Origin of the sequence: Shewanella polaris, assembly GCF_006385555.1 — a bacterium.
GTDB classification, from domain to species: Bacteria; Pseudomonadota; Gammaproteobacteria; order Enterobacterales; family Shewanellaceae; genus Shewanella; species Shewanella polaris.
In genome coordinates this window covers 4263693-4276846 of the sequence record NZ_CP041036.1, presented here as the reverse complement: position 1 = coordinate 4276846, position 13154 = coordinate 4263693, and the positions used below count along the sequence as shown (strand labels likewise).

The 13154-nt window shown below is 40.2% G+C and carries 6 protein-coding genes and 1 pseudogene; 3 read left to right on the top strand and 4 right to left on the bottom strand.

Translation table 11 applies throughout. The features are described 5' to 3' along the window. Positions 1-182: 182 nt before the first annotated feature. Together FH971_RS18660 and yjgA are read right to left on the bottom strand one after the other, a co-directional pair. The gene (locus FH971_RS18660; RefSeq protein ID WP_140235292.1) at positions 183-2663 is read right to left on the bottom strand and encodes an Ig-like domain-containing protein; all 2481 of its coding nucleotides are present in this window, start codon (positions 2661-2663) and stop codon (positions 183-185) included. Between the two features lie 30 nt (positions 2664-2693). After that, positions 2694-3227, bottom strand: a complete 534-nt coding sequence (gene yjgA / locus FH971_RS18655; protein WP_140235291.1) for a ribosome biogenesis factor YjgA — start codon at positions 3225-3227, stop codon at positions 2694-2696. Positions 3228-3386: 159 nt separating this feature from the next. Here yjgA and pmbA point away from each other — a divergent pair, with 159 nt between their 5' ends. Continuing rightward, positions 3387-4766 (top strand): metalloprotease PmbA, encoded by a 1380-nt coding sequence (gene pmbA / locus FH971_RS18650; protein WP_140235290.1) that lies wholly within the window; start codon positions 3387-3389, stop codon positions 4764-4766. Between the two features lie 206 nt (positions 4767-4972). After that, complete coding sequence (locus tag FH971_RS18645; protein ID WP_140235289.1) at positions 4973-6343, top strand: hypothetical protein; 1371 nt, start codon at positions 4973-4975, stop codon at positions 6341-6343. A gap of 192 nt (positions 6344-6535) precedes the next feature. On the opposite strand, the gene FH971_RS18640 is transcribed toward FH971_RS18645, so the two are convergent. After that, positions 6536-7975 (bottom strand): methyl-accepting chemotaxis protein, encoded by a 1440-nt coding sequence (locus tag FH971_RS18640; protein WP_140235288.1) that lies wholly within the window; start codon positions 7973-7975, stop codon positions 6536-6538. 589 nt (positions 7976-8564) lie between these two features. Between FH971_RS18640 and exeM the strand changes: the two are divergent. Further along, positions 8565-10664 (top strand): annotated as a pseudogene (exeM, locus tag FH971_RS18635) (extracellular exonuclease ExeM); the annotation flags it as partial. A gap of 132 nt (positions 10665-10796) precedes the next feature. On the opposite strand, the gene FH971_RS18630 reads toward exeM, so the two are convergent. After that, a complete protein-coding gene (locus tag FH971_RS18630; protein WP_240778403.1) occupies positions 10797-12941 on the bottom strand; it encodes a TonB-dependent siderophore receptor in 2145 nt (714 codons plus the stop codon). Positions 12942-13154: the final 213 nt, after the last annotated feature.

The following is a 13154-nucleotide window of genomic DNA, read 5'->3' as shown; positions in this document are numbered from 1 at the left end:
GCACTATTTACTAGTTGAACAATTTGTAAACTGAACATAAGGTCAGTTAGGGAAATAGCTCTTTATTTCAACAAAGTATCGATTTAATACCGTATAACATGTCTTATTGTATCAACATATTTGTTAATGCCAAGTATAAAAAAAGCCTGCTTAAATAGCAGGCTTTAAGAACAATTTTTTGTTTATGATAAGGTCACATAAAACTTCAATTCAGTGACCACACCTTTAGGCGTAGTGGTTGTCAGTGTGACTTGGCTGATACCAGCAGTTCCAACATTTTCCAAGGTAAAGGACGTTGATGTCCCACCAGCAGCGCTCTTGTTTGGCACGGTATAGCCAGAGAATTGTAAATCACCTTCGGTGCTAGCAACGGTTAAGGTTGTACCAAAAGGTAATATTTGATTAGCGCTATCTGTGAGTACTACATCAAACTGAGCAGTTTCATCTAGTGCGATAGGCTGAATATCAGTGTCGTAATCATTAATGACAGTGCCATTTTGACTCACTACAAAATTGGCGTTAGAGCCTGACATTGTTAATACCAACGCTTTACGGATATAAGTGGTCATGGCATCGCTGTCACACAAGCTACCTTGGCACTGTGGGCCGTTAAATTTACTATCAGCCGCTTGGTATGTGTCACTGGCTTGAATATTAAAGTAAGGTTCACCTGATTGATGTGTGCCTGATTCATTATCATCTCTAAAGGCATCGGGTAAATCAACGAAGCCGCCGTCATGGTAGGTTTCTACATCCATACCATTGCCACTACACTCTACAGACGTTGTACCGCTTAAGCAGCCATTAACCACGCCACCATCGTCATCATCAAATACATTATTGCCATTGGTATCAAAAAAGGTTTCGTGTCCTAAGGCATAAGCTAAAATGGTGATGCGGTGATCGCTCACCCGAGGTGATGCAGAGGTCCAAGTGACTGAACATGTTCCGTTTACTATGGTACACGATGGCTCAATTTGGCCACCTTCTGCGGTAAAATTGATGGTGGTATCATCTGGTGCTGGGTTAGCAAAGCTGTCAGAGGCATAAGCTGTAATGGTGACTTCTTCACCATTGTTATCGCCAGCTTCTGGGTTACCGATTGATCTTGAAAGACTAAAACCTAACTGTTGCGGTAAACCGGTATTGACCGTTAGCTGCTCTGATTGACTGGTAATTGTTTTATTAGTGTCTACATCAGTGGTTGATACCATTACACGTACAGGTGTAGGGATCGTACCGGCTTGCACTCTGACACTCACTAAACCTTCAGAGTTTGTAATACTGCTGTCCGATACTTCACCATTAGCAAATTGTAAACCACCAACACTGGTATCTAAGCTGAAATTAACCGTTTGTTGTGCTGCAGGTTGGCCATTAGCACTGCTCACTAAGAAGGTCACTAAAGAAGACTCGGTGGTATCAGTACCGCCAGAACCTTTGATACGAATTTGGCTTGGTTCAGCAGAAACAAAACTGATATTAGACAAGGTTTGACGCGCTAACGTAAAAGGTATGCTTGCGCTTAAGCTAGTGTCGTTAACCGTTGCTGTTGCGATTATGGTATCACTGCGCTCACTATTACCGCTGCAACTAATATCTGAAAATGTGGAGTTTGCTGAGCCAGACAAGCTAGTAACTGGTGAGTCTAAGGTCGCATCGTCGCCGCTGGTACAGTCTGAACTAAAACTAATACTGGTTGGACTTTGCAAGCGTGTAACTGCGCCATCGGAGCTCTCCGTTATCAGAGTAGCTGTAACTCCAAATGTGCCACCTGCGCTAATGGTATAATTACCATCGCTATCAGCAACAAGTGTTGTCGCTAATTCCCCCTCAACAAACTCGTCATTTTCATCATACGCTCCTATCTTCACTATGCCATCAATAGCAATGTCGTCACTTGCTAATACTTCATAAGCACTGGAGCTCGTGAGGGTTGTGTCTTCGTATTCGGTTGTGACCGTGAGTAAACTTGCACCCAGATCTGAATCTGACGGCGTAAAGTTAAGGGTGGCAATACCAGAGGTTTTTGTTAGCGCTGTTGCTGGGGTTAACGTCGCGCTACCTGCATTAAATGTCACAATTTGGTTGGCAATACCTTGATTATTACTGTCAGTAATCAAAGCGTTGAGTTGAACGGTATGATCAACATTAAAGCGTGTAATAGGGCCCGTTGCATCGCTAATTGATGCGGTTATGTTAAGTGCTTCAACTGGGGCTGTGGTGTTATATTCTTTAAATTGGTAATTACGACTGTCGCTAACAGAGTCATCATCATCTGATGTGTAGCTCGCTGTTAAGGTATCAGCTTCTGTGCTAGTGGAGCTAACTATCGTCGTCGCAATGCCAGAGGATGAAGTTAATACAGAAGATTGGCTTAAGCTGGCATTGGTGGTGCTAAAGGTAATGAGGGCTCCACTGACATTAATATTGCCTTGCTTAAGCTGAGCCACAGCACAAAAACTCTTATTAATATCAAAAATGAGTGAACTAGTACTAGCATCACATTGGCCATTAATGACATCTTGGTAGCTAACCGTAATGCTAAAACTACCATTTAATTCAGGGGTATCGGTACCATCTGCGGCACCGTTACAACCTGTAAAAAACACCATTGAAACTAATGATAACAACAGTGTGCGAATTACCATTTTAAGCCGCATTAGCAACATCCTTATTCTCTTTAAGCCGTATTAGTCTTTAATTTCAGATCGTAAATATTTGAACAATTCTTTTGATGATTTTGATTCCGTTCCTTTAGACAGTTCTTTATTAGCTTGGCGGATCAGCTGACGCAATTTTTGACGTTCAAATTGTGGATGTAGATCCAGTAATGTTTGAATTTCATCATCACCATTAGTTAATAAACGCTCACGCATTTTTTCGAAAATCTGTATTTGCGCGGCTTCATTATTGTTTTTGTTTAACACTTTATCGAGTGCTGCTTCAATAGGTTCATGCTCAAATCCGCGCATCAATTTACCAATGTATTGCATATGGCGGCGATAGGCTTCGGTTTTTTGTTTAATCAGTTTTGTTTTTAGAATCGCATCATATAGAAACTCATCTAAACCCATTTTGTCTAATTGAGTTTTGCTCAGGGCAATCAAACGCATACCAAGTGCTTGAGCATCCTCACTTTCTTTTTTTACACCTGTTCTGCTGACATAGTTGTCATCATTATCATAGGGTTGTTGAAATAGCTCTGAATCGCCAACAATTTTCATAGTCATAAACCTCAAGTCAATATGTGCTAATGATAACATTTATTTGGCCCAGAATATGCAGAATTTATTGGTGAAAGGTTGCGATATAAATGCCCTGTTATCAATCGCCAATTGAATTTGATATGCTAGCGTCAATTAGACTAATCAAAGAGTAAATTTGTGGCTTCTCATCCTTCTTCAGCGCCAGGCGCAAGTGAACCAACACCTAGAATTGATTCTGAATTAACGGCATTAAAAGACGCTGTATCTGTCGCACTAGAATACGCGAAAGAGTTGGGTACGACAGCCGCTGAGGTGGCCATTAGTAAGCAGCAAGGTTTATCGGTTTCGACCCGTGACAAAGAAGTTGAAACGGTTGAGTTTAATAAAGATGGTGCCTTAGGCATTACTATTTTTAGAGATGGCCGGAAAGGAAATTCGTCCACATCAGATTTAAGCCCTGAGGCTATTTGCCAAGCCGTTAAGGCGGCTGATGGTATTGCAAAATATACTTCAGAAGATCCTTTTAGTGGCTTAGCCGATCCGGCCTTGATGGCACAAGATATTCGAGACTTACAGCTATACCATCCGCAAGATATTGATGCTGAAGAGTTAGCTCAGTTAGCGATACGTGCTGAGGAAGCGAGTTTATCAGTTGATAGCCGTATCCGTAACTCTGACGGTGCAAGTGCTAATGCGCATACCGCCGCCAGAGTTTATGGTAATAGTCATGGATTTTTGAATGGTTATTGTAGCTCGCGATACAGTTTAAGTTGTGTTGTTATTGGCGAAGAGTCTGATGGCAATATGCAACGCGATTACGACTATACCGTTGCTCGTAAATATCAAGATTTACTGTCACCTGAAGCGGTAGGATTACAAGCAGCCAACAAAACCTTGAGCCGTTTGGATGCGCGCAAAATTGCTACAGCGAAAATGCCGGTATTATTTGCCCCAGAAATTGCTACTGGCCTAATGGGGCATTTAATTGGTGCAATTAGTGGTAGCAGTATTTACCGTAAGTCGAGCTTCTTGATGGAAGCACTGAACAGCCAAATATTTCCAGACTGGTTTAGCATTGAAGAACAACCACATTTAATTGGTGCATTAGCGAGTGCCAATTACGACAGTGAAGGTGTAGCGACTCAAGACCGTCGTATTATTGATCGCGGCCAGCTAGAGACTTACTTGTTAACCAGCTATTCCGCTCGTAAATTAGGTATGACCAACACAGGGCATGCAGGCGGTATTTATAACTGGACCTTGAGCCACACCAATCAAACCTTTGATGACTTAGTGAAGATGATGAATACCGGCTTAATTGTTACAGAAGTGATGGGCCAAGGTGTTAATGGCGTCACCGGTGATTATTCTCGCGGCGCGGCAGGTTTTTATGTTGAAAACGGCGAAGTGTTATATCCCGTAGAAGAAATTACCATTGCTGGCAATTTAAAAGACATGTTTATGGGTATCCAAGGTGTCGGTAAGGATCGCGATTTACGTTCATCAATCCGTACTGGTGGTATTTTACTGAACGAAATGAAAATTGCTGGTAACTAAATAGGCTAAAAAACCTAGCTTAAAAACAGTTAACTTAAGCCAGACTTCCAAATGATTAACCTCTTATCAGCAGATAAGAGGTTTTTTTATAACCAAAATAGTCAATCTTGACGATCTATATATTTACTTTACCTTTCTTGACAGTCGTTTACGCATACAAAGAGTCATAATACTGCAAATGTAACTAGGTGGTTAATGGAGTAATTATGTTCAACAAGAAAGTAAGTCGATTGATAATGATATCAACAGTTGGAGCCTTATTATTTGGCTGTGGATCGGATGATAGTAGCGATAGCAGTTCTGACTACGCTTATGTGCAATATTATAATGGATCGCCTAATAGTACTTCTACATCGCTAGTACTTGACGACTACTCATATACTTCAATCGATTTTGCTGACGCTATGCCGCGTTATGGCTACAGCACGGGCGATGCAGATTTAGAAATTTATGGTCAAGATGAAGATGGTGAAACAGTATCTATTTACAGTGATACTGTTGACATGGATAACGATGATAACCATTTATTTGTGTTATATGGTGATTATTTAGATCCACAATTACTGGATATTAATTACAATCGTGAAGATATGGATGATCTTAACGCAGATGATGATTATGAGTACAGTAAAATGCAGGTGCTTATTGCCAACGTAGCAACTGATGAAGGCACATTTGATGCGTATATTTCACTTGATACTCAAACCATTGATGACGCGGTAATGTTAGGCAGTGTAGGGTACGGTAGCTACAGTGATTCAACCATTCTAGATACCGAAGATTACATTGTCTATCTGACCGACACAGGTACTAAAGATGTAATTTATACCACTGGCAGCATGGATCTAACCACGGAAACCGTTTATAAATTGGTTATCCGCAATAGCTTTGGTGCTGGTGATATTAAAGTGAACATCGACAGTGTTGACTCGACCACTACGGTAGATAATTATGCTGCGTTGGAAGCAACTGCAGACTATCGAGTATTTAATGGCCTTGAATCTCAAAGCATTGATGTTGATATTGCTAGTCAGCAAGAAACTCAGTATTTATATGATATTTCGCCGTTTACAGTATCTGATTACCAATCAACTTCGTTTAACGATTACGGGATCACAGCAAAAGATGCTACAACCAAAACGCAATTATTTAATAACTTGTTAGTGACGTTTGAACAAGATGATGTGAAATCTTTGCTTGTATATCAAAACGAAGACGGTTCAGTGGAAGGAATGGAAATTACTCAAGACCTGCGTCCCCGTGCTTATGAATACAAAGTTGACGTAGTCAATTTATCTTATGACTATGATGATCTGAGCGTGTATTTTGTGCGTGCTTCAGAAACCATTGAAACCGCAGAATATACCTTGACTGACTTAGACTTTGTTGAAGAACAGAGTACAACCTTACCTGAAGATTTTTATGAAATTAACATAGTGTATGAGGCTGATAATGGCACTCAAACACTCATTTATCAGTCTGATTCTTTAGATATAAGTGGCGACAGTAATTTTACCTTTGTACTGACGCCTGACAGCACAAGTGCATTAGGTCATAGACTGACGTCGTTAGAATAGTATTGAGTACATAAGCAGTGAATTAATCCACTGTTGATACAACAAAAAAACCGATATCAATGATATCGGTTTTTTATTGATTGGCGGTTAACCCGTTAAGCTATTTTGCCAAGTTTACTTAACGCACATATTACTTTCATATGAATATGTTCATTTAGCAATTATATGCAGCTAAACATATCCATTGATAAGTTAATTGGTGCGGTATTGGCTTAATATTTTACCTAAATCAACAGATGCTTTTGATAATGCTTTCACACCATTTGAAGATTGTTGAGATAAGCTTCTAATAATATTAGATTTCTGTCTTATGTCTGCCAGCTCTTTAGCTATATCATTGGCCACAGCACTTTGTTCTTCTGATGAGGTTGAAATTTGGAAACTCATGTCCATAATTGAACGTGATGATTCAGAAATCGCATTAACATCGGTACCAATATTAGTAATTAAATCGCTGCTACTTTGTGCTTGTTTAACAGTATCTTGAGTAATAGTGTCAATATTAAGTGTTTCACTTTGCAGTAATTCAATCATTTTATGGATTTGAACCGTTGCAGCTTGAGTACGTCCTGCAAGGGTTCTGACTTCGTCAGCAACCACTGCAAAGCCACGACCCATTTCACCCGCTCGTGCCGCTTCAATGGCAGCGTTTAATGCCAGTAAGTTGGTTTGATCTGAAATGCCATTAATGGTGGTGATGACTTCATTAATGTTAGTTGCGTTGATTTTTAATGTGTTAACCGAGCTCGATGTTTGTTCAATGTAGGTCGATAGCTGCTTAATTTCACTAATCGCACGCTTAGCTCTATCATAGCTTTGACGCGTGTATTCTGAATCTTGTTCAACACGTTGAGTTGAATTTCGGGCAATATTCGATACTTCAGCTGCTGATGCCGTCATTTCTTCCATTGCAGTGGCTACCGAGTCAAGAGAAGCATACTGTAAATCAATTTGTTCTGCACTTTGTAAAGCTTCATTGGCAAATGAGCTGGACGTTGTTTGCAATGTCTCTGCACTTTTTTTCACCGCCACAACAAGCTCAGTTAATGTATCCATTGCTCTATCTAGTGCACAACCAATGGTGCCAAACTCATCGCGACCAGGGTGGAAACCTAAACGAGAAGTTAAATCACCTTTGGCAATTTTTTCCGTGGTATTCCATAACACCCACAAGGCACCGCCAATGAAGGTAGCATTCCAGTAAAGTACGAGACTAAAAGGCAATATCCATAGGAATGATAGCAACAACGATGTTAATGCCGCTTGTTTAGCATTGGCTTCTTGATCATAGACGGATGCAGTCAATGTATAAAATTTACCGTCTAGTCCATAAACTGCAGTAATGGTATCTTGTTGCCGTGAACTGTTTTGAGAACGTGTAGATACTTGTAAGCCTAAGTTTGCAGCTTGATCTAATTGATTAGTCGTATCAAGAGCCTTTACGGTAGCGGCGGCTTTTTGCTCTAAAACATGCAGTGATTGCTGTTCAATATTGTCAATTTTATTAAGGTAACCACTAATCGATACACTTGATAAAATGATGAGGAACAGTCCGAAAATAACCAAAAATTTATCATTAATGGACATTTTGATGAAAATTTTATCGATATTTCTGAAATCAACTTCTTTCATGGTTGTGTACCTAAACCTGTGAATACAATAAATGGCAAATAACTAGATGAGCTTTTAGTCTTTTGGTACTAAATAGTTAGCTGAATAGTCTTTTGCAGTGACCAAAATGATATTGATGTAGGATCAATATCGACAATAAACCTAATGTCTTAAGTGTTTTATTGTTTTTTATGGGTGGCTTATTTAGCATGCTATACAGCAGCCATACTAGCCTAATCATTTGATAAAATCCCTAATATTTTTTAACGACATGATGGGGGAATAATCATATTAAACAGTACGTTGTTCTTTTGTTGAGATTTTATATAGGCTTGTTTTCATCTTAATGCTTGTTTCTTAAAAGTTATTTTAACATTTGTTTTTCACTGTTCAGCCAAGTGTATTATTTTATTATGTTAATCAATTAGATAGCTATTTTTCTTGCCTCATTTATGTGATCAATATGCTGTATTATGTAAACGAATTTTGGGACAATCTTGCCGCATATTACAAAAAAATAGCATTTTTATTACAAATATGGGGTTTATAAATGAAAGGACTAACTAAACTAACGGTGGTTTCACTCGCCGTTGCCGCAGCATTGCCAATGATGGCTAATGCTGATGCATTGATTTCGTCGGACACAGCAGCATTTACTTGTGATGGTGCCACACTGACCAGTATTTACGATGTTCAAGGCGCTGGTGAGTCAAGCCCGTTGATTGCTGATGGCAGTTTTGCATCGGTTAACGAAGTGACAGTAAAAGGAATCGTTACTGCTAGAAGTGACAGCTTATACAAAGGTTTCTTTATTCAAGATGTTGAAGGCGATAACTCGCCTTATACTTCAGACGGTATTTTTGTCTACCTAAACCAAGCTGCGCCAGATACGATTCAACCAGGTACTGAAGTGTGTGTACAAGGTAAGGTAAATGAGTATTACGGCTCAACTCAGATTGACCTAAAAGCAGATCAAAAGTTTGAAGTAGGTGCATTAGGAGATGTTCCCGCAGGTGTTGAGTTTTATGTAGCAGATGGCGAAACCTTAGCACAAGCATTAGAGCGTGTAGAAGGCATGAAAGTGAAGCTGGATGCCGGTAGCGAGATGAAAGTCACTCGTACTTTTAGTTTCGATTATGATTCATACCGAAACAATATGGTGTTGTCACATAAAACACCATTAATGAAGCCAACCCAAGTGTTTGAACCCAATTCAGCAGAGGCTATTACCTTGGGTGAAGCTAATGCGGTAAACCATTTATTAGTCGAATCTGATTACAAGGCTAACAACGGCGAAGTACCTTACTTCCCAGATTTTAATGCCGAAACGGGGTACATCCGTGTCGGCGACCAGCTAACAAACCTTGAAGGTGTGATTGGCTATAGTTACAACGCATACCGTCTTTTAGCGACTAACACGATTACCGCAGGTGATTTTATTCGTGAAAATGATCGTACTGATGCGCCTACCGTGGCTGACATGGGCGATATTCGAGTCGCTAGCTTTAACGTATTGAACTTTTTTAATGACGTGGTTGGTGGCGATGCAAATCCTACTGACAGCAATCGTGGTGCGACAACAGAAGATGAGATGGTATTGCAGCGTACTAAGATTGTGACAGCGCTAGTTGCCATGAATGCTGATGTTGTTGGCCTGATGGAAATTGCTAACAATGGTTTTGGTGAGCTCAGTGCTATTCAAAACTTGGTTGATGCTCTTAATGCAGAGCTAACTGATGAACAAGCGTATCGTTTTGTTGAAGTTGAAGATGCCGACAAGTATGAAGGCAAATATATAGGTAGTGATGCTATTACAGTCGGTATGTTATATCGCCCTGATCGCATTACCTTAGAGGGTGCAGCAAAAGTGATTGCTACGCCAGAGCAACATGCCGCAGAAGGTGCTGAGACTCGTGAGCAAGATGGCGTGGTTGAGCAAAGCCCTAGTTATGATAAGTACCAACGTCACAGTCTATTACAAACTTTTACCATTAATGATGAAAAACTGACTGTTGTGGTTAATCACCTGAAATCGAAAGGTTCAGGTTGTATTGAAGAGTGGGCTGATTTTAACGAAGATTCAGAACCTGCTGACATGCAAGGTAAGTGTAATGCGTTCCGCGTATCTGCTGCCAAAGTATTGGGTGATTCACTCAAAGATGTTGATGGTGATTTACTGGTTATTGGTGACTTAAATGCATACGGTAAAGAAGATCCTGTCGCAGTATTAACTGACTATGATGCGTCAACTACTGACCATGTTATCCGCACCGCGTCTTGGACAACTTTAAACGGTAAAGTATACGAACGTGAAGGCAGTGTGATTGATAAAGGTTATGGGTTAATTAACTTAAATACTCAAGCACATGGTGCAACAACATACTCATATAGCTACAGCGGTGAATTAGGTAACTTAGATCATGCCTTAGCCAATGCTAGCTTAGCAGCTAAGTTAGTTGATATTGACGATTGGCACATCAACTCGGTTGAATCTAATTTATTTGAATATGGCAGCAAGTACACTGGTGACTTGGTTAAATCTGAGAATGCATTTTCTGCCTCAGATCACGACCCTGTGATTATTGCATTAAGCTATCCTGCGCCCGTAACACCAGAGCCAACTCCTGAGCCTGTTCAAGACAGTGATGGTGGTAGTTTAGGTTACTTTGCGTTGATGTTATTAGGTGCATTAGGTTTACGCCGTCGTTAATGTTTGCCTGTAATTAAAGCACTAACAAAAAAGATGACTGCAAGGTCATCTTTTTTATTGAATCAGTGATAAGTGTCATAAACAGGTAAAATTACCCATTAAATAATGTTTATTAATTCGTGACGCAGTGGCTTACATTTTCCATGTTAGCGTCGCGCTATAATTGGCTGGCGCACCGTAATAACCTTGGGCCCAATATAAACTGTTGATGTATTTCTCATCGCCGACGTTATTGGCATTAACTGCTAGGCCTAAATTTTCGCTGATTTGATACTTCGCCATTAAATCGATAACTGCATATGCATCTTGTTCAGTAATGATTTCAGCACCTGCATTATCAAAACCGACAGCTACCACGCCTTGATCGCGTGAGATATCGTCTTGCCAACGCATGTTCATACCAACAGAGAATCCTTCAATGGTTTCAAAGTCATAGGTAGCTGCAAATTTGAATAACTTACTCGGAGTATAAGCCGTAACCGTATCATCACCTTCGATATCAAAATCGGTATAACCAATGCTGACATTGAGTCCTGAGTATATTTCACCCGCAATATCGATTTCATAACCTTTGCTGCTAATACCTTCTGAACCATAATAACGCTTCAATTGTATTGGCAGATCCGCAGTGGCAGGATCAGGCAGGGCAATATTGTTTTGAATCACGTCAAAATACGCGAGGCTAGCAATTAGGCGACCATTGAATAGCTCACCTTTAATACCTATTTCGCGGCTTTCACCCGTAATAGGGTCAAGAAACACACCGCTAGTGTCTGGATCTGTTTGTTGAACAAAGGTTTCGGTATAGCTGGTGTAGGCAACTAATTCAGGCGTAAAACGATATACCGCACCTAAATATGGAATAAATTTTTGGTAGTCGGCATCTTGATCAACTTCATAAGAAATCCCTTCGGCTTGCCAGTCGTTGTAGCGACCGCCAACAATGACGTGTAAATCGTCAACAATGCTAAAGCGACCAGTAAAATAAGCAGCTTGTTGTTTGCGTTCTACATCACTACCACGTAAACCGTCGGTAAAAGTTGGCTTAGGAGTATTACCATCCCAGGTATTGAGATCGGGCATCGCAGGGAAGCCATTACCTGTGGTGTAGTCGTAAAGTGAGCTGTCGGTATAGCTCATTTTTGAGTAATTTACTCCAGCAACAAGCTGATGTTCACGACCAAATAAACTGAAGTTACCATCAATATAAATATCAACTAAGTCGCTTTTGTCATCAAAGTCGTATTCGCTGCCATAACCTGTTAAGCCAAGCTCAGTGTCTTTATCTGGTGTGCCATATACATAAAACAACTCGGTGTCTTCATCGGTGCTTTTATGAGAATAAGTGGCACGTAAACGCCAGTCATCATTAAAGTGATGGCTAAGCTCTAAAACAGTATTGTTTTTGACGACTTGCCAATTTGACCAATCTGCCGAAGTGTTGGTTGAACGATCATAATTGGTCGCACTGCCGTCTGAGTAAAATAACGGTAACGCACCCCAGTTATTACCCGTAGCGTCATTATTCATGTAACTGTGGCTTAATGACAAGCTGGTATCGTCAGAAAGGTTTGCTTCTAAAAACACATAGAAAATATTTTTTTCAGTTTCGTAGCGGTCTAAATACGAATCTTTACTTTGAGTGACCGCAACCGCGCGTGCTGCAAAGGTGTCATTAAGTTGAACTGAACCATCTGCTTCTAAGCGGGTATTATTAAAACTACCATAAGTAGCGTTAACTGACAGTTGGTTGTCTGCGGTTGGGCGTTTACGAATAAAGTTGATTGTCGCAGAAGGATTACCTACACCAGTCATTAAGCCGTTTGCACCACGGATCACTTCAATACGGTCATAGATAGCGGTATCTTCGTCGGCATGATTATTACCCGATGTTAACGGTAAACCAATACCATCAATTTGGAAGTTGGTGATGTCAAAACCACGAGCAGTGTAATAGGTGCGGTCAGTCTCAATACGCTCAACGTTAACGCCTGTTGCGCTGTCGAGTGCTGAGTTAATGTCATGCAGTTGGAAGTCTTGTAGTTGTGCATCGGTAATAACTGAAACCGATTGAGGAATATCAATAATATCCAAGTCTAATCGTGATGCTCCACTGGCTGAATGAGCGTTATAACCCGCGATATAACTGCCAGTGACTTCGATTGTTTCGATGTTTTCTTTTTTGCTGCTTTCATCAGTAACTGTGTCGGCCGCAACAGCCTGTTGACTGAGACTAATAGCGCATAATACTGCTAAACTAATTTTATTTAATTTCATGGTGTTATCATCTTTAACTGCTATGAACGAATCCATGTTCTGTGTGTTATGAGTGTTGGTTTTTGAGTATCAATTATTTAACAGTCAGGATAGTACAATTAATTCAAATGAAAATCATTATCATTTACAATTGTAAGTTTTGTAAATTATCTCAATCGCAGGGAATTTTTTGCTAGGTGATACAGTCGCCAGTGATTAATGCGACAAAAAAGA